14 protein-coding genes, 1 pseudogene and 1 other annotated feature are annotated in these 19,194 nt (G+C 60.5%); of the genes and pseudogenes, 11 read left to right on the top strand and 4 right to left on the bottom strand.

What is annotated here, in order from left to right:
* The first annotated feature begins 384 nt into the window (after window positions 1-384).
* Window positions 385-1,692 (top strand): ParA family protein, encoded by a 1,308-nt coding sequence (locus tag AC1DSF_RS08785; RefSeq protein ID WP_478124355.1) that lies wholly within the window; start codon window positions 385-387, stop codon window positions 1,690-1,692.
* Between the two features lies 1 nt (window position 1,693).
* Window positions 1,694-2,743, top strand: coding sequence for a ParB/RepB/Spo0J family partition protein (locus AC1DSF_RS08780; RefSeq protein ID WP_478143680.1), 1,050 nt, complete (start codon window positions 1,694-1,696; stop codon window positions 2,741-2,743).
* A 125-nt stretch (window positions 2,744-2,868) separates the two neighbouring features.
* Here the strand turns inward: AC1DSF_RS08780 and AC1DSF_RS08775 are convergent, their stop codons facing one another.
* Window positions 2,869-3,588, bottom strand: a complete 720-nt coding sequence (locus tag AC1DSF_RS08775; RefSeq protein WP_478124353.1) for a hypothetical protein — start codon at window positions 3,586-3,588, stop codon at window positions 2,869-2,871.
* A gap of 688 nt (window positions 3,589-4,276) precedes the next feature.
* Between AC1DSF_RS08775 and AC1DSF_RS08770 the strand changes: the two genes are divergently transcribed.
* On the top strand, window positions 4,277-4,429 hold the full coding sequence (locus AC1DSF_RS08770) for a hypothetical protein (RefSeq protein WP_478182681.1): 153 nt from the start codon (window positions 4,277-4,279) through the stop codon (window positions 4,427-4,429).
* Between the two features lie 808 nt (window positions 4,430-5,237).
* Window positions 5,238-6,453, top strand: a pseudogene (locus AC1DSF_RS08765) (IS3 family transposase).
* Window positions 5,500-5,616 (top strand) — a sequence feature (AL1L pseudoknot). (Overlaps the previous pseudogene by 117 nt.)
* Window positions 6,454-7,400: 947 nt before the next feature.
* On the opposite strand, the gene AC1DSF_RS08760 reads toward AC1DSF_RS08765, so the two are convergent.
* Together AC1DSF_RS08760 and AC1DSF_RS08755 are read right to left on the bottom strand one after the other, a co-directional pair.
* On the bottom strand, window positions 7,401-8,141 hold the full coding sequence (locus AC1DSF_RS08760) for a glutamine amidotransferase (RefSeq protein WP_478182680.1): 741 nt from the start codon (window positions 8,139-8,141) through the stop codon (window positions 7,401-7,403).
* A 10-nt stretch (window positions 8,142-8,151) separates the two neighbouring features.
* Window positions 8,152-9,072: a carbon-nitrogen hydrolase family protein gene (locus tag AC1DSF_RS08755; RefSeq protein WP_478182679.1), complete on the bottom strand. Its 921-nt coding sequence runs from the start codon at window positions 9,070-9,072 to the stop codon at window positions 8,152-8,154.
* 80 nt (window positions 9,073-9,152) lie between these two features.
* Here AC1DSF_RS08755 and AC1DSF_RS08750 point away from each other — a divergent pair, with 80 nt between their 5' ends.
* From AC1DSF_RS08750 to AC1DSF_RS08720, 7 genes are all read left to right on the top strand, one after another.
* Window positions 9,153-10,073, top strand: coding sequence for a LysR family transcriptional regulator (locus AC1DSF_RS08750; RefSeq protein ID WP_478182678.1), 921 nt, complete (start codon window positions 9,153-9,155; stop codon window positions 10,071-10,073).
* A 513-nt stretch (window positions 10,074-10,586) separates the two neighbouring features.
* The gene (locus AC1DSF_RS08745; RefSeq protein ID WP_478182677.1) at window positions 10,587-12,152 is read left to right on the top strand and encodes an ABC transporter substrate-binding protein; all 1,566 of its coding nucleotides are present in this window, start codon (window positions 10,587-10,589) and stop codon (window positions 12,150-12,152) included.
* A gap of 24 nt (window positions 12,153-12,176) precedes the next feature.
* The gene (locus AC1DSF_RS08740) at window positions 12,177-13,124 is read left to right on the top strand and encodes an ABC transporter permease (protein WP_478182676.1); all 948 of its coding nucleotides are present in this window, start codon (window positions 12,177-12,179) and stop codon (window positions 13,122-13,124) included.
* The gene (locus AC1DSF_RS08735) at window positions 13,117-14,013 is read left to right on the top strand and encodes an ABC transporter permease (RefSeq protein ID WP_478182675.1); all 897 of its coding nucleotides are present in this window, start codon (window positions 13,117-13,119) and stop codon (window positions 14,011-14,013) included. Before AC1DSF_RS08740 ends, AC1DSF_RS08735 begins: the two co-directional genes overlap by 8 nt.
* Before the next feature lie 8 nt (window positions 14,014-14,021).
* On the top strand, window positions 14,022-15,674 hold the full coding sequence (locus AC1DSF_RS08730) for a dipeptide ABC transporter ATP-binding protein (protein WP_478182674.1): 1,653 nt from the start codon (window positions 14,022-14,024) through the stop codon (window positions 15,672-15,674).
* On the top strand, window positions 15,671-16,888 hold the full coding sequence (locus AC1DSF_RS08725) for a M20 family metallopeptidase (protein ID WP_478182673.1): 1,218 nt from the start codon (window positions 15,671-15,673) through the stop codon (window positions 16,886-16,888). Before AC1DSF_RS08730 ends, AC1DSF_RS08725 begins: the two co-directional genes overlap by 4 nt.
* Window positions 16,889-17,108: 220 nt before the next feature.
* The gene (locus AC1DSF_RS08720) at window positions 17,109-17,897 is read left to right on the top strand and encodes a GntR family transcriptional regulator (protein WP_478182672.1); all 789 of its coding nucleotides are present in this window, start codon (window positions 17,109-17,111) and stop codon (window positions 17,895-17,897) included.
* 142 nt (window positions 17,898-18,039) lie between these two features.
* Here AC1DSF_RS08720 and AC1DSF_RS08715 read toward each other — a convergent pair whose 3' ends face one another.
* On the bottom strand, window positions 18,040-19,008 hold the full coding sequence (locus tag AC1DSF_RS08715) for a cupin domain-containing protein (RefSeq protein ID WP_478182671.1): 969 nt from the start codon (window positions 19,006-19,008) through the stop codon (window positions 18,040-18,042).
* Window positions 19,009-19,194 lie beyond the last annotated feature (186 nt).

Genomic DNA, 19,194 nt, shown 5'->3' with positions numbered 1-19,194 from the left:
TCTGTTTGCTGGCGCCCGTCCATGGCTCCAGACCGCGATCAAAACCCGGACATTTGACGTGCCGGGTGCGGCTCGTACCCTCCAGCGGCCAAAAAGCAGCCGATAAATACCTGGACAGTTGCTGTTTTGCACGCCGCTGGGGCGGCGGCATGCTTTGTGGATAACCTTCGGCGGAGGCGATCAGATTCCGGACAGCGGGCGATGGAAAGTCGGACACATCCGATGAAAACCCGGACACATGCGATGAGAAGTCGGACGTAAAGGATCGAAAAAATCTCGTAAGTCATTGATTTCAATGATAAATTTCACTTCGACGGGAGTCCTTAATCTCTTAAGGTATTCAAGATGCTTTCTTAATCTCGGAGGTTTTCTGTCAAAAAAGGCATGAAAACCCGCCGATTGCACGCTTGTTCTTGCAGTGTCTACGCGATTCTTCGTTTTTTGAGGTGTGATGGGCATAATCGCACGACTGCAAAACTTTCAAGGCACAAACGCGTGGACATCAAACAAACAATCCGGCGACAGAATCTCGAAGACATCGAACAGCAAGCGCAGAAGATCGCCGGCATGATGGACCGGATCCGCGCTGCCATGCTGGCGCCGACCGCGGTGAAGTCTGCACCGACGCTCAAGGCGGTGCAATTGGCTGAGTTGTGTGGGGTCGACAAATCCAAGATCTCTTACCGATTGACCCGAGGCGACCTGCCCGCCGGGGAAATCCACGGAAACAGCCGCGAATGGTCCATGGGCGATGCGCAGCGTTGGGCGCGTGAATTGCGGTCCGAGCACCTTCGGCCGAACGGCGCCGCCGGCATCACCATCACTGTGGCCAATTTCAAGGGGGGCGTGGCCAAGACGACGTCGGCTGTCACGCTGGCGCAAGGGCTTTCCATGCGCGGGCACAGGGTGCTGCTCGTCGATCTCGATCCCCAGGGTTCTGCAACGACGTTGTTCGGCGTGCTCCCTGACGCGGAGGTCGAGACCGAGCACACCGCCATGTCGCTGTTCACCGGCGAACAGGAAAACCTCAAATATGCGGTTCGTTCGACTTACTGGCCCAACATCGACCTGGTTTGCGCGGCGCCCCTGCTTTATGGCGCGGAATTCCATTTGCCGGCCCGGCAGGCCAGGGACCCGGGCTTTGAATTCTGGCGCGTGCTGGATCGGGGCCTGGATTTGCCGCGGGAGGAGTACGACGTGATCGTGATCGACACGCCGCCCTCGCTGAGCTACGTCACCATCAATGCGCTCATGGCCGCGGATGGAGTCATCATGCCGCTGCCGCCCTCGGCCCTGGACTTCGCCAGTTCCGCCCAGTTCTGGGATCTGTTCTCGGATCTCTGCAATCAGCTGGTTCGCAGCCGAGGCAAAGACAAGAGCTTCGAGTTCATCGACGTGCTGTTGTCCAGGGTTGAAGCATCAGACACCGCGAGCTCGGTGGTCCGGCAATGGGTGCTCGAGGGTTACGGCGACAAGGTGCTGCCGATCGAAATTCCCAAGACGGCCGTGGCCGCAACGGCGAGCGCCGAATTCGGAACCGTCTATGACTTGCCTCGCGGCTCGGTCAATTCGAAGACCTTTTCGCGCGCGCGAGTCGCCTACGACCGTATGTGCGAATTGATCGAGCAGCAAATCGAAGCCGTCTGGGCGCGACAGGTGGCCGAACGGCAAGTTCTGGAAACGGCGGTTTGACATGGGACTCAAGGACAAAGCATCGAAGATCGATTTCGCCTCGCTGATGCCGGCGTCGGCGCCGAATCCGGAGGCTGCGAAGCCGAAGACGGCCCCCGGAGCCATGATGGCCCTTGCAAACGACCAGCGGTCCGAACTTCTGCGCGAAAACGACGAGTTGCGCCAGCAAGCCGCAAAAGCCGTCGAACTGGAAGGACGCCTCAGCGAGGCGGTGACCGAGCTCAGCGCTTGGGACGGCGCCAAGGCCACCCGGCTTCTCGATCCTCATCTGATTCGCCGCAGTGATTTTGCCAACCGCCACGAGTCGAGCTTTCAGAGCAGGTCGTTCGAAGATCTGAAACGAGAGATCAAGGAGGCGGGCGGCAATATCCAGCCGATCAAGGTGAGGGCGATCGCGAACTCGGGTGAGGGGCCCAGGTATGAGATCGTGTTTGGTCACCGTCGCCACGAGGCGTGCTTGCAGTTGGGATTTCAGGTTCTGGTTTTCGTCGACAACCTCGACGATCGGGCGCTGTTCGAGGAAATGGAGCGCGAAAACCGGGAGCGGGCAGACCTGTCGGCCTGGGAGCAAGGCGTGATGTACGCGCGGGCGCTGGACCGAGGGCTCTATCCATCGTTGCGCCAGATGGCTGCTGCGATCGGTGTCGATGCAACCAACTTGTCCAAGGCATTGGTGCTGGCGCGCTTGCCGGACGCCGTGTTGCGCGCCTTTGCGTCACCCCTTGATTTGCAGTTTCGGTGGTCGACCGCCTTCAAGGCTGCGCTTGAGCGCGACCCGGCGGTGGTGGAGTCGCGAGCCGCGGAGATTGCCATGAACCGTGGCTCAATGAGTGCGAAGGACATTTTCGCAAGGCTCACCTCCACCAGCGAATCGGTCATGCGTGCTCCTTCACACCCATCGATTCAGTCCTTCGCCAAGGACGGCGAGACCGTGGCGACCATGAAGATCGACAAGGATGGACGAGCCTCGGTTCGCATTCATGTGGCGCTGAGTGCCGCGCGCCAAGTGGAACTTGCACGGCTTTTAGAAGACTTCGCGGCTGCCGGTTGAGCGATGAAACCCAAAGGAAAAGGCGCCGCTTGGCGCCTTTTCTTTTGGGTTGGTCAGGTGTAGTACCGTACTACGGCGCTTCCGATCGACCGGCGCCTGCAGCGCGTAGTACCGTACTACACCCCTCAACGAGATCCACGGTTTGATGTCTCGATCCGTTCGAGCGTCGATCGAATTTGATCGATGGTCGACTTGAGGACACCCATGTCTCTGTCGCGCCGAGCTTCGACGATCGGGTCAGTGCCCGCTTCTGCTCGCGGCCCCGCAAGCAAGGACTCCCGAGAACGTGCGACCACTTCATCCAGCCGTGTGATCAGGTTGTTGCGCAAGGCCGTGAACTGCGCCATCTCGCGGCGCAGTTCACGCATGTCCCGACCCAGCAACGAAACCGCCTCTTCGATGCGCTGCTGCCATTCTTGGCTGGCACTTTGGTGCGGCGCACCGAGTCTCGGGTGTTCAACTCGTGGTGTTTGCGACGTTGAAGATGCATCGTGAATCAACGGCCGAATGGCGGCGACGAGTTGGTCCGCCGTTCGAGCGACTGCTTGCTCGAAGACAGCAGCAGGGGAAGAACTCTCCACCAATTGTGGCCATAGTTCATAGACACGCGCGATCGCTCTATCGGTGCTTAGCCGCAGACCCGGGCGCCCGGGACGTGCGCGCGGAGATGTTCCTTCCCTCTCCGTACGCGCGGGGTCTGTACGTCCTCCGAATGCATCATCTGCAGTTAGCAAGCAATTTCGAAATTCGCCGCTGGCGCTCCATTTCTTGAGCGTGGCCATCGATGGGGCATTGGCCCCATGCAGGAGCATGAGAATTCGGCCGAGGTCGACGATGCTGATCACCGGCGCCCAGGAGGGATTCTCAACCCCAGGATTCGGTCCGTTTGGAGATGGCATAGGAGCAATAGGTTATTCAGTAACCAAATTATGGACTGAACTTGGACCCATGTCCCGGCAAATAAGGTATTTGCGTGAAACATCGCCAGCGGAAAATCAAAATTGAGTGCTAACTCGTTGTTTTTGTTCAGAAAACAGCCTCATTAACTTGCCTACCGGGGCACGGAAATTGTTTCACGGCGTTGGCTTGGAAATGTCCAGCTTGTCGTGCTGTCGTGCGACATCATTCCCGTGCGAGTCGGCCAACATTCCACCTCGTTTTTTCACAAGGCGAAATCGCCGCGAGTGACATCCCACAGGGGCATCGATCACGCTGATTGGCGATCAATTCCGCTCCCCCAAACACTGAAGTAACCACGAACATCAAAGAATCCTCGATGCGGCGAGTTGAATCCTTTGGACTGACGAGTCCGGTGCCTCATACAGACGGTCCAAGGGCATCGGGTCCCAATGCCGCAAATCTGACGAGATGGTGAACTCAGGGGCTCGAACGGGCGACTAGAACAGGCGTGGTACTTTTAACCTGGCGCCAAACGAAAGACTTTCCTAACGCGGATGCCGAAGTCTCTGCCCAGACGGCGTACTGACAAGCGGCAGCTCAACTGTCCAGGTTTTAATCGGTATCATTTTCCGAATGGCCAGTCTGCCCACGTCGCGCGAGATCGCCAGTCTCGACGGGGAGCGCCGGAAACAACTCGCCGCCGCTTGCCGCGCGCAGGCGCTGCGGGGCGACAAAAACCCGTTGATGAGTGCGCGTGTTTCGAAGTCGAACGCCGAAGGCGCCTAGCGAGAGAGCGAGTTGCAGCAGCTAGAACCGCGGCAACGATCGCGCCCGTTAAACCGTCGTGAAAGTTCTTGTGAGCTGCCAAGGAGGGCGGATTCTTCAAGCAAGAAGAGTGCACGGCTGATCCCGGCCGATCCGAAGTGGTTGCCTTTCGCCGCCGCAGGCGCTGCCTGGCAGTGTCAAACGACGCGCTGAAGGCGTTCCGAAGCGAAGCAGAGAAGCGATAAGGCCGCGTAGCTTGCAGGGGCGGGGAGGGCGAGCCCCAGTGCCTCAGCCCGGCGATTGAGGCTCGCATGTTCTTGCTCACATGATGCCGATGGTGGCCACGAGGTGATTCGCTTGGTCGAGTTCAAGGCAACCGAGCAAAACCCAGCGCCAAGCGTTGGCACGTTGCGCTCATGTTGCGCAGCCGAGATCACGAACGCTGGTTGCGAAGGCTGGGTTGCCTTGGATTCGATCGAGGAATCAATGACAGTTACTGCTTCTGTTCATCGACAAGGAACCCGACACGGCCCAACCTCTTCGAATTGATGACGACGAGGTCGGCGATGAACGCGCGCGACACTACTGCTTCAAGCGGCAGGGCTAACTCAAGCTAGGCGCCCATATTGCGGCAAGCCTCGAAGCCAGATTGAAAATCAGTCCAGCTGGCCTTGGGACTCGTACGTGAAGATGAACGCGACGAGGGCTCTGCTGATCGATAGCGAATCGGCAACCAAGGTCAGAAAAACGACATGGACAAAATGCGGGATGTTGCGAAGTGAATCGCCCCGGATTTTCAGGAGGCTCAACACTCTGAGAGGATTGAGCCATGAAGAAGTCGAACAAGTTCTCACCCGAGGTCCGTGAGCGGGCGGTGAGGCTGGTGCAGGAGCACCGTGGGGAGTACCCGTCGCTGTGGGCGGCCATCGAGTCCATCGCGCCTAAGATTGGCTGCGTGCCGCAGACTTTGAACGAATGGGTCAAGCGCGTAGAGGTCGACACGGGCGTGCGCGAAGGCGTCACGACCAGCGAGGCCCAGCGGATGAAGGAGCTGGAGCGCGAGGTCAAGGAGCTGCGCCGGGCCCGGCGAGCGCGTTTTTCGCCCAGGCGGAGCTCGACCGCCGGCTCAAGTCCTGAAGGACTTCATCGACAAGCATCGCGATGCCTTCGGGGTCGAGCCGCTCTGCAAGGTCTTGCAGGTCGCCCCGTCGGCATATCGACGACATGCGGCGCTGCTGCGCGAGCCCTACAAGCGCTGCGCCCGGGCTCATCGCGACGAGATGCTGATGCCACAGATTGAACGTGTCTGGCAAGCCAATATGCAGGTCTACGGCGCTGACAAGGTGTGGCGGCAACTGGCACGCGAAGGCGTTGTCGTGGCCCGCTGCACGGTCGAGCGATTGATGCGCAAGCTGGGACTGCGCGGTGTAATGCGCGGCAAGGTCATGCGCACCACCGTCAGCGATGCCAAGGCGCCGTGCCCGCTGGACCGGGTCAACCGGCAGTTTCGTGCCGAGCGGCCGAACCAGTTGTGGGTCAGCGATTTCACCTACGTCTCGACCTGGCAGGGTTGGCTGTATGTGGCCTTCGTCATCGACGTGTACGCCAGGCGAATCGTTGGCTGGAGGGTGAGCAGTTCGATGCGAACGGACTTCGTGCTCGATGCGCTGGAGCAGGCCCTCTACGCCCGGCAGCCTGAGCGCGATGGGAGCCTGATATGCCACAGCGACCGCGGGTCGCAATACGTCAGCATCCGGTACTCCGAACGGTTGGCAGAAGCGGGCATCGAGCCATCGGTGGGAAGCAAGGGCGACAGCTATGACAACGCCTTGGCCGAGACCATCAACGGCCTGTACAAGGCCGAATTCATTCATCGCCGAGCACCGTGGAAAACGAAGGAAGCCGTGGAGCTCGCAACGCTTGAATGGGTGTCGTGGTTCAACCACCATCGCCTGCTCGAACCCATCGGCTACATCCCGCCCGCAGAGGCTGAGGCAAACTACTACCGGCAACTCGCCAGTCAGAACACCAAGGCGGTAGCCTGACTTAAACCAAACTGCCTCCGCGAATCCCGGGGCGATTCAGTCGGTCGATAGTCTCATCCAGCGCAGGCGTGTCACTTCATCTTCAACTTTAAAGCGCACGCGGACGTGTCATGCGCCAGGCGCTCAGCTTCAGTCTCGGGGTGCAGGGCTCAATTGGCCGCTCTCGATGCGATCAGCCTCCGGATTCTGAACCAATGTCCGCGGCACTGGCCGCCGCCTTGCGGGCGAGGGGGGTCGTTGAGCCGGATGCGAGCCTCCTCATGAATTTGTGCACCGCTGTCCTCCGCCTGGCAAACAACGCAAATGTGTGAAAGGGCGCGACGCCTACGTCAGGGCGTGGTGCGCGGCAACTTGGAAAAGCCCAATGTGAGCGATTTGGGGTCGATTTCGAATGAACGTTGCCGCGACGAACAGCATCCTCCAAGTCCGCCTTGGTAGCCGGATTTCCGTCGACTCGGATTGTCCAGAAAACGGGGTCGACGTCGCGGGGATCGATGTTAGGACGGAAGAGTTGTCAACTGATGTCTGGACCGGATGCATTGCTACAGCTGTGATTCGGCCGATGTGCGGAAGCTTTCCCTCGTCGTCGCAGAAGGGACCTCGCGGGTCCAGATACACACATCAGTCAAGCCGAGGTGGAGCGGCCGGCAGCACACTGTGCAGGGAACGCAGACCGTTCAGACGGAACTGGCCCGAAGATGCGCCCCGCCCACAGCGCCGGGCTTTCATACGGTTCTGGCGCTCTTCCCAGCAGGGGCGCGACCGATACGCGGTGGTGGTGCGGGCGGGGCATCCGCTCTCATTCTGAGCCTTTCGCGTCCTGCAGCAGCGGCCGTGATGGAAGGCTGGTGCTGAACTCGCCGCACTTCCTCGCGCTCTCATCATCGCGCGCACGGACTTTGCCGCTGCCATGCCGCAGGCGATCGCGCGCAGGTTCATCGCCGCGGTTACCGAAAGTCAGCCGACACCTGTACGGCTGTTGTGGCGAACTTCATGAGAATCGCGTGAGCATCGGGCGTAGGCGCAAGGTTGAGGAGCAGCCGTTCGACGCCTGCGCCTTCTTGTTCGAGGATGGTTCTGCGTCGCTGGATGCACAACGACATGATCTCCGGCGTGAATTCCGGATGAAACTGAATGGAGAAGGCATTCGGGCCGTAGCGAAGAATCTGATTTTCGTCATGTTCCGACGCGCCTAGGACCACAGCGCCGGGTGGTTTGACCAGCACTGTCTGTGAGTGCGTCAGTAACGCCGGAAACTCGCCGGGGATATGTGCCAGGAGGGGGTCGTCGATGCTCTCCCGCAGCAGTCGAATGGTCTGGAGGCCCAGTTCCCGACCTCGCGGGTGGTAGCCTACAAGTCCGCCAAGGGCGTGGGCTATGAGCTGATGTCCGTAGCAGACGCCGAGCAGCGGCACATCCGCAGCAACCAGCTGGCGGATCCACTCGGCCGTGTGTTCACTCCAGTCATGGAGATCGGTCACCATGTGCCATGAGCCAGTAACGACTGCGCCTGCAAAGCTGCCCGGTTGCGGCAACGGCTCGCCCATGTGCGGGCGCACCACCAGCACGTCGAGGTTCGCCGGAGCGAGGGCGGCGAGAAACCAGTCCGGTTGTTCGCCCAGCCTTTCACTCACGTCGTGCGGCGGGCGTCCCATCTGGACGATCAAGATCGGCAAATGGGCGCTCATTGCCGCAGGCTCAGTTGAACTCGACCGGGCGCTTCTGCCTTGTGTCCACGCTCAATGTGAAAAGGTCCGGTCGTGCGTAGTGCCCTACCACGTCGAAGTCGTAGCGCGCGCGCACTAGTTCCTCGGTATCGATCTCAGCCGCGACCAGCCCCACCGCGTTGAAGAGGGGACCAGCCAACACATCGCCGTACGGTCCGACGATCAGGCTGCCTCCGCGAATCAGGGGGCGGGATGGCTCCCAATTCGGCACCTCGATTCCAAGCTGGGATGGGGACTGCTGCACTTGACACGCACTGATCACGAAGGAGCGTCCCTCGTGCGCGATGTGGCGCATGGAACATTGCCAAACATCGCGCTCGTCCACGGTCGGTGCACACCAGATCTGCACTCCCTTCGCATACATCGCTGTACGCAGCAGTGGCATGTGGTTCTCCCAGCAGATGGCAGCACCCAGGCGACCTGCGGCTGAATCAACGATCGGAAGCGTTGAGCCGTCGCCTTGGCCCCAGATCAGGCGTTCGGTGCCGGTCGGCATCAGCTTGCGATGCTTGGCCATCAGCCCGCCCTCAGGCTCGAAGAACAGGGCGGAACAATAGAGGGTGTTGCCGCCGCGCTCGATCACGCCGACCACCAGACTCGCCTTTGTCCGGCGCGAGAGGTCCGCAAGCGCATCTGTTTCCGGCCCAGAAACGTCGATGGCATTGTCGTAGTAGCGACCATAGGCCTCACGCCCCTCCGGAAGCCGATAGCCCAGGCGCGTGCCGAAGATCTCGCCCTTCGGGTAGCCCCCCAGCAGTGCTTCCGGCATCACCACCACGGACGCGCCTGATTCAATGATCTTTCCCTCGAAGCCCAGCACGAGGTCGAGGGTGGCTTTTTTGCCAGTGGGAAGAGCGCCGATTTGAAGCGCGGCTACTTTGGTTTTGGCCATGGGAAATCGAAGTGTGCGGGAATATTGCGAGTATTGAATCCGCGGCAAAATCAATCAACACCGCTGTGCTTGTGATTGATATGACTATGATTGATATCAGGGCTGTTGACTTGAACATTCTGAAGGTCTTCGAAGCCCTGTACGAAGAGGGCGGCGCTACGCGAGCGGGGGTGAGGTTGGGGCTGACTCAATCTGCTGTGAGCGCGGCGCTTGCGCGGCTGCGCAAGACCTACGGCGATCAACTCTTCACTCGCACCGGCCGCGGGCTGGTGCCGACGCTGAGGGCGCAAGAGCTCAAACCTTTGATCAGCGAGGGGCTCAACAAATGTCGCCAGAGCTTGTCCATTAGCGGCAGCGGTGGCAATGACTACCATGGCCGCTCGATCGTTGTCGCCTTGTCAGACGACTTCGAGGTTGCGTTCGGACGGTTGTTAATCGATGCGGTGGCGGCTCGGGCAACCGGATTGCGTTTGGCGTTCCGCCAGACGCACAGCCTGATGGTAGGCAACATGCTGCAAGCGCGGCTCGCCGACGTCGCCGTGGTGTCGGGCGGCCTATCCTCGCGTCTGCTTAGCCACGAGGCGATTGGCCAAGGCCGCTACGCGTGCCTTTTGGATCCCGCGTATGCACCGTCCACACGAGACCTGACCTTGGTGGAGTACGTCCGCAGAGACCACTTGCTCGTTTCCTCCGGCGGCTTTATCGGCGTGGTGGACGAGGTGCTTGCCGCCGTCGGGCGACAGCGTCGCGTGGTTGCCTCGACTACGCACTTCGCCGCGCTTCCTCATCTTCTGTTTGGCAGCGACGCCGTCGCGACGATCCCCAAACATGCTGCCGCTGCGATCGCGGCACGAACTGGACTGCAGATGTTTGCCTGTCCGTTGACTATGCCGCGTTATGCGGTGGAAGTCGGGTGGCGAACCGATGCTCTGCGCGATGCAGCCATCGCAGAAGTGCGACACGTAGTGCTTGAGGTCCTTCAGGCCGCTCATTGGTCCTAGGCGCTGTGACGTGGACTGTCGATAGTGAGACAACTTCTTTTTTTACTCCAAAAGGGCCTGCCGGGCGGGTGCCCGCGAAAGGGTGAACGTCAAGCTCAATACGTGGGTTTGTGTGCCGCTGAGCGGCTGACTCTAGGTAGTAGCTAAACCATATTGCGCCAGCGGTGATTGCCCTAGCCAATCTCCCCGCCCTCGTCGCAGCAACAGCTTCGTGCCCGTTGGGCGGCGGCGTGGTGATCATTCCGCTACGCCTCAGTGTGATTTCTGATGGGAGACGCAGCCGTGCGCGGCAGACCGCAGCGCCCGTCGCCTTGCGCTCGGCTGCGGCGCCCCAAAGAAGAGAGCGCATCTCTTTGGCGGTACCAAATAAAGTCATCTGTCAAGACGCTGTTTTCCCTCTGCTGCCGAAAAAGATAAACTTTATAGTAATGTGCGTGGCAAGACGAATACCTCCCGTTTGCCAGCGCATTTGCACTCCGCTTCCCGAGGGCAACCACCATCGAGAGATTCCGCATGAACACCCTTGTTGCTGCGAACCGTCGCGACTTCCTCGGGGCTGCAGCCTCGTTGGCTGCGCTGTCCTTCCCCATGTCATCGGCCTTTGCTGCCGGCCCGCAAAAACGCGGCGGTACGCTGCGCGTCAGCATCAATCAGGCAGTCAACAAGCTGAACCCCTTGGTGGCGCGCGTGACGCCGGAGTACTTGGTTGCCGAACTCTTGTACTCTGGGCTCACGCGGATTGGCCCGACCATGGCCCCCGAGGCCGATCTCGCCCAGTCCTGGACCAGTTCTCCCGATCTGACCCAATGGACCTTCAAGCTGCGCCCAGGACTAGTTTTCCATGACGGCTCGGCATGCACTTCTGCTGATGTTGTCGCGAGCTTCCAGGCCATCCTGGATGCAAAGACCGCCTCGCCGGGCCGCCAGAACATCGGCCCGATCGCGAGCGTCAGCGCTCCTGACAAGAGCACCGTGGTGTTCGTCCTGTCGTCGCCCTACGCGGACCTGCCTGTCGCCCTGGCATTCCCGAGCGCCAAGATCGTTCCGGCTTCCGTGCTGCAGAAGGGTCTGGACCGACTTAATCGCGAAGCCATTGGCACCGGGCCCTTCAAGCTCGTGACCTTTGAGCCAGAGCGTATCGTGGTTGTCGCACGCGACGAGGCTTACTACGACAAGGCTCGTCCATACCTCGATCGCATTGAAGTCCGGGTATATCCAGACGCGACAGCCGAGGGCTCCGCGCTGATCGCCGGCGATACCGATCTGATGGCGCTGGTGCAGCCCGCTGAGTTCGCGCGTTTGAAGGCTGCATCTGGTGTGAATGCCCTGAAGCTGCCGTCCGGCGTGTTCTGCAACATCAATCTCGGCTGCAACCAGAAGCCATTTAACGACGTGCGGGTCCGGAAGGCGCTCGCATTGACCGTCGACCGCCCCGCAATGGTGGACTTCGTTGCCGAAGGCTACGGCACCGTTGCGAACGACAACCCCGTCAGCGCGTCCTATCCCTTCTATATGGAACTGCCCCAGCGCAAGCGGGACATTGCGCAGGCGAAGAAGCTGCTGGCAGAAGCGGGCCACGACAAGGGCCTCACCCTCACACTGATCGCTTCCGACAATCCGTCGATCCGCACGCAAATGGCCGTCGCCCTGCGCGAGATGGCCAAGCCCGCTGGATTCAACATCAATGTGCAGACGATGCCGCATGCCACTTATCTGGAGCAGGTCTGGAAGAAGGGCAACTTTTATGTCGGCTTCTACAACATGCAGCCGACGGTCGATTCGATCTTCTCCCTGCTGTATACCTCGAACGCTTCCTGGAACGAAACGCACTGGAACAATGCGACCTTTGATAAGCTGGTGGCCGACGCTCGCGCAACGGCTGACGTGAAGAAGCGCACCGAGCTGTACGCCGAAGCGCAAAGACTCATGACGGAGGAAGTGCCCTCCATCATCCCGGTGTACTTCGACCTGCTTCGCGCCAAGCGCAGCTATGTCGACGGCTACCAGGTCAATCCGCGTGGCCTGGTCTACCGTCTGGACTACGTTTCGCTGGGCGACGGCGCCCCGAAGCGCGCCTGAAGCGCGCCCTCGGTTGGAGCAACCATGTCGCTAAGCTACTTCCTCAAACGGATCGGTCTGAGCGTCTACACGCTTCTCGTCGTGTCAATCCTTGTCTTCGTCATTACGCAGGTGTTGCCCGCCGATCCTGCGGTGATGATGCTGGGTGAAAACGCCACACCCGATGCGCTGCAGGCGTTGCGAGATCAGTTGGGCCTCGATGCCCCGCTTTGGCAGCAATACCTGCAGTGGTTCACCAAAGCGATCCGGGGTGACTTCGGCGAGTCGATGCGTACTGGGCAAGCCGTCGCTCCGGTGATGATGGAGGCGTTGGGGCGTTCGCTGACCCTGGCCTTCCTGTCGATCAGCTTCATGCTGATGATCGCCGTCCCGCTGGGCATCATCGCGGCCGTGCGCCGCGGCAAGATTGCCGACGTACTTGTGAGCGTCGTGTCGTACGTCGGCGTGTCGCTTCCAGAGTTCGTGACGGCGACGCTGTTGGTGCTGCTCTTCGCCGACTTCTGGCAGATCCTTCCCGCGACAGGCTACATCCCGCTCTCGGAGAGCGTTTCCGGCGGACTGCGGCATCTGACGCTGCCTGTGATCACGGTCTCGGTCATCTTGATTGCGCACGTGTCGCGGATGGTCCGCTCCGAGCTGGTTGATGTGCTTCACATGGACTACATCCGGTCGGCCCGTCTCAAGGGCCTGTCGAAGCATGCGGTGCTCTTCAAGCACGGCTTGCGCAACTCGCTTCTACCCACGATCACGATCGTTGCCCTTGATGTGGGCTACCTCCTAGGTGGTGTCATCGTCGTTGAAGAAATCTTTGCCCTCCCTGGCATCGGACGCCAACTGATCGTTGCCATACAGAACCGTGATCTGCCCGCCATCCAGGCCGGCGCCCTCATCATGGCCGCGACCTATTGTGTCGTGAACTTCGTCGCTGATATGGCCTACGCGGCGCTTGACAAGAGGATTCAGTATGAGTGATATCGCCACACCGCTCCAAAGCGAAAAGCCCAGCGCCGCGTCCGCTTCGGCGGGAAAGCTCGGATCCAACCATTTCTTCGCGCGCCTCATGCGCTCGCCGCAAGGCAAGCTGGGGATGCTGATCATCGGGATCGTCATGGTGATGGTGCTGTTCGGCCCCTATCTGGCGCCTCACAGTCCCGACGACATGGCACCGCTGTCGCGCTACAAAGGACCCAGCGCGGAGAACTGGCTCGGCACCGACCAGTACGGCCGAGATCTTCTGAGCCGGGTTCTCTACGGAGCTCGCTCCACAGTCCTCTTGGCGTTCATGGCCACTGCGATCGGCAGCTTGATAGGCGCCTTTATAGGAACCTTGTGCGCCTTTCTCGGTGGCCGATCCGACGAAATCGTGATGCGCACGGTCGACGCTGTGATGGCCATCCCGAGCCTGCTGTTCGCGCTACTCATCGTCAACCTGATGGGCAAGGGCGAGATCAACGCAGTACTGGCCATTGCCGTCGCGTTCGTGCCGAGCATGACCCGCATCACGCGCTCCGTGGCGCTGGCGATCCGCAAGCAAGACTTCGTCAGTGCCGCGATTGCACGCGGCGAATCAAGCCTGTACGTCGTGCTGCGTGAGATGTTGCCGAACGTCGTGGCGCCCGTCGTGGTCGAGATGACGATCCGCGTGGCCTTCGCGGTCATGCTTTTCGCGACGTTGAGCTTTCTCGGCTTAGGCGCACAACCTCCCGCGTCCGAGTGGGGCCTGATGGCCGCCGAGGCTCGCAAGTTCATGCACTTGAGCCCTTGGATGATCCTCTGGCCGAGCGTCGCCGTGGCGATGGTCGCCATCGGCTTCAACCTTCTGGGCGATGGTCTTCGTGATGCCCTCAACCCGAAAACCTGAGGCCTGTCATGGATCACGTCCTTGAAGTCAAAGACTACTCGCTCGATTACGCGACCCCGAACGGTCGCTTCCATGCACTGGCCAATCTCAACCTGACGATCGATCGCGACGAAGTCCTCGGCCTGGTTGGCGAGTCCGGTTCCGGAAAGACTTCGCTGGCCTGGTCGATCATGCGCTACCTCGCGGGTAACGCCATCGAGACGAGCGGGAGCATCAAGCTGGTCGGCGAAGACCTGTTGAAGGTCGCTCCGAAGCGAATCGATTCTATTCGCGGGCGCCGCATCAGCATGGTGTTCCAGGACCCGAGTACCTCTCTGAATCCAACCCTGTCGCTTGGGGAGCAGCTGACGGAAGTGCTGGTCCGGCATCGCAACCTGACCCGCAGGCAGGCAGCCATGGAGGGCATTGCCATGCTCGACCGCGTCGGCCTCAAGGACCCAGCGGGGATGATGCGCCGCTACCCACACGAAGCGTCCGGTGGTGAAAAGCAGCGCGTCGTGATCGCCACAGCCTTCGCTTGCAGGCCGGAATGCATCATCTTCGACGAGCCGACCACCGCATTGGATGTCATCACTGGACGGCAGATCCTTGATCTTTTCGCCGAGCTCCAGGCCGAGACGCACGTGGCCTCGCTGTACATCTCGCACGACCTTGCACTGGTTTCCCAGGTGGCCGACCGGGTGGCAGTGATCCACAAGGGCGTCATCGTCGAACAAGGCGACGTGGAGCAGGTGTTCACCCATCCCGCCGATCCCTATACGAAGCGGCTGATCGGCGCCGTGCCCCGGCCCGATCACCGTCTCGTCGACGCCCCCGCGAAGACAAACGGCCAAGCGTTGGTCGAAGCCAAAACGCTGAGCGTGACCTACGGCGGCGTTTCGGCATTCGCCAGGTTGCTCGGCAAGCGCAAAGCCAGCATCGTCGGCAACCGTGCTATCAGCATTGCCATCAAGCCCGGTGAGATTCTCGGCGTGGTGGGTGAGTCCGGTTCTGGCAAGTCGACGCTGGCCAAGGCCCTGACCGGCCTCAATCCCTTCGAGGGCCAGCTCTTCTTTGCAGGCAAACAGATCGACGGCGCGAAGGACATGGGGAAGCACTACCGGCGGGATGTGCAGATGATCTTCCAGCACCCCGACGCCTCGCTCAATCCGCGCCAACGCGTCCGTGACATCCTGTCGCGCCCGTTGAAGCTGTACACCGACACGCCGTCAGGCCAATACACACAGATCATCGGCGACCTCCTGGAACAGGTACGCCTGCCGCGTGAGTACATGAACCGCTTCCCGCATCAGCTCTCGGGCGGTGAGAAGCAACGGGTCGCCATTGCCCGCGCATTTGCCTCCCGTCCCAAGCTGGTTATTTGCGACGAGATTACGTCGGCACTCGACGTTTCCGTTCAGGCGTCGGTCGTCGAGCTTCTCATCGAGTTGCAAAAGCAGTTCGGCACCGCCTACCTGTTCATCACGCATGACCTGAACCTCGTGCGCCAGATTGCCCATCGCATCGCCGTCATGTACCGGGGCGACCTGGTCGATCTCCTCGAAACCGCCGAGGTGGATTCTCCATCGCGGCATGCCTACACGCGCTCCTTGCTCGACGCTGTACCCACTCCGGTTGGCGACTACGCCAGCCTTGCTCTTGAATTGGAAGTTGCCCCATGAATGTTGATCAGTTGCTGGACCGCGTTGACGAGTCCGCTGCCCTCGAGTTTCTCTCCAAGATGGTGCAGCACAAGAGCTATCCCGAAACCGATGATGAGCGCGTGCTAGCGAGATACATGGTCGAGCAGATGCGTGCCATCGGCTTGGAGGCGGCGCTCACCCCTGTCAACGAGACCCGCGCAAACGCAATCGGAACCTGGAAGGGCACCGGAGGCGGAAAGAGCCTGCTTTTCAACGGTCATCTCGACACGAACCCCGTCTCGGAGGGGTGGACGGTCGATCCATGGGCCGGCAAGGTGGACGACAAGTTCATCTATGGCATCGGTGTGTCGAACATGAAGGCCGGCGATGCTGCGTACTTCTGCGCGGTGAAGACGCTGATCGATGCAGGCGTCAGGGTCGAGGGCGATGTCGTGCTCACCTTCGTGGTCGGCGAGCTCCAGGGCGGCGTCGGGACACTGGCGGCCATTCAGCAGGGCGTAAGTGCAGACTACTTCATCAACAGCGAGCCGACCGACCTGTCCGCGGTAACGATGCACGCAGCTTCGCTGTCGTACACGATCGAGTTGACGGGTGTGACTCGCCATCTGTCCAAGCGCGAGGAAGCAGTGGATGCCATTGCGGCAGCGTGCGTGCTGATCCCGCGAATCAATGCCATGACCTTCAGCAACGCAAAGAGCGAGGAGCATCGATCTATCAACCGCGGCCATGTCGGTATCGTCAATGGCGCACTGGGCAAGGACTTGCACGGATGGCGTCCGCCGCAGGTGTCGGACTTTGTTCGCTTGCGTGGCGTGTGTCGCTACGCACCGGGCCAGACCGAAGCCGATGCCTTGGGTGACCTGCGGCGATTGCTGGACACGCTCGAAAAAGAACACCCTGGCCTGAAAGCCACCGTCGTCGCCGAGAAGCACACGGGACGCCCGACCATGCCGCCCTTCGAGGTCGACAAGAACTCTCGCATCGTCAAGGTTGTCAACGAAGCGTTCAGGAAAGTGCGCGGCATGGAGCAACCGACTGGCGCCATCAAGCCCGCTGGCTTCTTCGGGACTGACGCGGGTCATTTGTATGCGGCAGCCGGAATGGAAGGCGTGGTCTGCGGTCCCGGCGGCCGCTATAACACGATGCCTGACGAACGTGTCGACATCTCCGATTACCTGGACATGATCCGAATCTACATGATCGCAATCCTCGAGATCTGCGGAACCGAGTAATTCACGATTTCCGATCGATCCCGATGACTTCACCGGAAAAAAGCTCTCCAAGGCGGAATCGCGACCAAAAAATGGCAGTTCTGGATTGACCGCGGGGGCACCCAAACAGGCCCCACGCCCGAGTCGGCCCCCGAGGGGCTAGGCCATCGACCGGGCACAAACGTGCGACCTATTCCTGGCAAAATATAAACATTACAGTTGAGCCACCGGACGGGAACAGATGCTCGAAGTCGAAGAACGATCCGCGCAGGCGGCAGGCGACAACTCGCCTGTGCAGCGCATCACTGAACTGTCGAGTTCGCCGCTGCACGAAGTCGTCAAGCGCCAGATTTCCGAGGCCATCGACCTGGGGGCTTGGCCACCAGGTCATGTGTTGCCCAGCGAGATCTCGCTGGCCAACACCATGGGTGTCGCAGTCGGAACGGTGAGGCGCGCTCTGCTCGATCTCGCAGCAGAGGGTCTGTTGAGCCGTCGACGCAAGACGGGAACGGTCGTTACCGGGCGCACTGCACATCGAGGACTGAGGTACTTCTTCAAGTACTTCCGACTGCACAGACGAGACGGCTCGCTGGTCCATTCCGAAGCTCGGGTGCTTGCTGTAGTGCGTGAAAAGGCGAACTCCGTGGTGCAGGAAAAGCTTGGACTCGACGCCGGTGCGGACGTTATTCGACTCGAGCGTCTTCGCTTGGTGAACGCGCAACCGGTAATGCTCGACACTTTCATTCTGGCGGCTGAACGCGTGCCGGATTTTCCCCTTAGAAACGAAGACGTTCCTCAACTCGTCTATACCTTTCTTGTCGAGCGGTATGGGATCAAAATTTCGGCAGTGAGAGAAGAGCTCAGCGCCGAACTCGCCTCGGCTGACGATGCTCGGCTTCTTGGTATACAGACACCTGCTGCCATCATGATGATCGAGGAAGTTGCTTTCGATCAGTCCAACGTTCCCACTATCGTGGGCGTGCGACGTGCGTTAACAAAGGACCACGTCTACATCAACGAAGTGCGTTAGGTACCATACGCGACTTGCGTCGTTGCGCCTCTTCGCGCTTGGCGCCGGGCAGAGCGCTCTTCGTTGATTGCCGCCGTAAATTGACCCTCGAGGGTCAGAGATCGGCGGAATCCAACAATCGTGAGGATCCTTGGCTGACATCTCAAGCATACGCCCAGCCACGCCTTAGCGTCTGTGAAGGCGCCTCGCCAAATTGCCGCCGATACGCCCCGGCAAAGTCGCCGACGTGAGCGAACCCGTACTCGAGAGCGATGTCGGCCACGCGAATTCCGCCGCGGCTCGGTTTTTGCAGCGCGCCCCGCACCGCTTCCATCCGCCTTTTCCGTAGCCAGGTCATCGGACCTGTGCCGTGGCAAGACTGAAAGGCGGCGAACAGCGTGCGGCGAGACACGCCGCATTCGATGCAAAGGTCGTTCACCGAGACGTGGGCTCGCAGCCGCCGCAGCATGAACTCCTCGGCCTGCGTGACGATCCGCGGCGAGGCCATGCAGGTTGCACCTGCGTCGAGCGTGGACTGCTGGTTGTGGGCATGCTGGGTCAGCAGAAGCGATGCCAATGCGTCTGCCAGCGATGCTTGTGCGAATTGACGCGCCTTGCCGGCTGGCGCGAGCGCCGACGCTATACCGGCAAGGGCGACGATGCCGTGCCACGCCTGGGTCAGCTGCGGGCGCGCGGGCAGGGAGGTTTGGAAGATTAAAGGTGCTATCAGCGGTCGGCCGGTCAGCCCCTGCCAAGCATCCGCAATCAATGAGCTATCAACGCGGATCAGCAGTTGGTCATATCCCTCATGCACTTCCATTGAGAAGGTGCGAACTGGACTGAAGACGCCTGGACTCTGTGCAACCAGCTGGTGCAATTCGTCGCCCTGGCGTACTTGCGCTGCTCCTCGAGTCGGCAGGCTGATCAGGTAGTAGCCCTGCAAGGCCTCCGATACAGGTTGAAGCGAAACACGCGCGCCCCAGCGTGTGCGATTGAATGACACCGGCCCCATGGGAACGCAATCGAGCGTGCCATGGAACACGTCGTCACGCCGCAGCCGCTGAAGCCGGCATTCACCAAAGAAGGGCGCGGTTTGCTTGGGTGATTCATCAACATCATGGCTGTCCGCCACACGGAGGCCGCACAGGCCTGTGCCCCCATGATCGAACTCGATGGGAGGGAAGGGTGTTATGGAGTTCACTGGAAACGACGATGGTCCGGCAGTAGTCGACTCACAAGAGGGAAAATCCCGAGTCGACGATTTGCACGCAAACCGCCGAATTGCACTGAGGCAGTAGGGCCAATGCCGCACACCACC

The organism is Variovorax sp. 01N429 (assembly GCF_056399425.1).
Note: the sequence above shows the minus strand (reverse complement) of the source record. Positions and strands in the feature narration are given on the sequence as shown.

Bases quoted from the DNA above. Each gene is read 5' to 3' on its own strand.
- AC1DSF_RS08785 (WP_478124355.1), top strand. From the start codon at position 385: ATGAAAACCCGCCGATTGCACGCTTGTTCTTGCAGTGTCTACGCGATT.
- AC1DSF_RS08780 (WP_478143680.1), top strand. From the start codon at position 1,694: ATGGGACTCAAGGACAAAGCATCGAAGATCGATTTCGCCTCGCTGATG.
- AC1DSF_RS08770 (WP_478182681.1), top strand. From the start codon at position 4,277: ATGGCCAGTCTGCCCACGTCGCGCGAGATCGCCAGTCTCGACGGGGAG.
- AC1DSF_RS08760 (WP_478182680.1), bottom strand. From the start codon at position 8,141: ATGAGCGCCCATTTGCCGATCTTGATCGTCCAGATGGGACGCCCGCCG.
- AC1DSF_RS08755 (WP_478182679.1), bottom strand. From the start codon at position 9,072: ATGGCCAAAACCAAAGTAGCCGCGCTTCAAATCGGCGCTCTTCCCACT.
- AC1DSF_RS08750 (WP_478182678.1), top strand. From the start codon at position 9,153: ATGACTATGATTGATATCAGGGCTGTTGACTTGAACATTCTGAAGGTC.
- AC1DSF_RS08745 (WP_478182677.1), top strand. From the start codon at position 10,587: ATGAACACCCTTGTTGCTGCGAACCGTCGCGACTTCCTCGGGGCTGCA.
- AC1DSF_RS08740 (WP_478182676.1), top strand. From the start codon at position 12,177: ATGTCGCTAAGCTACTTCCTCAAACGGATCGGTCTGAGCGTCTACACG.
- AC1DSF_RS08735 (WP_478182675.1), top strand. From the start codon at position 13,117: ATGAGTGATATCGCCACACCGCTCCAAAGCGAAAAGCCCAGCGCCGCG.
- AC1DSF_RS08730 (WP_478182674.1), top strand. From the start codon at position 14,022: ATGGATCACGTCCTTGAAGTCAAAGACTACTCGCTCGATTACGCGACC.
- AC1DSF_RS08725 (WP_478182673.1), top strand. From the start codon at position 15,671: ATGAATGTTGATCAGTTGCTGGACCGCGTTGACGAGTCCGCTGCCCTC.
- AC1DSF_RS08720 (WP_478182672.1), top strand. From the start codon at position 17,109: ATGCTCGAAGTCGAAGAACGATCCGCGCAGGCGGCAGGCGACAACTCG.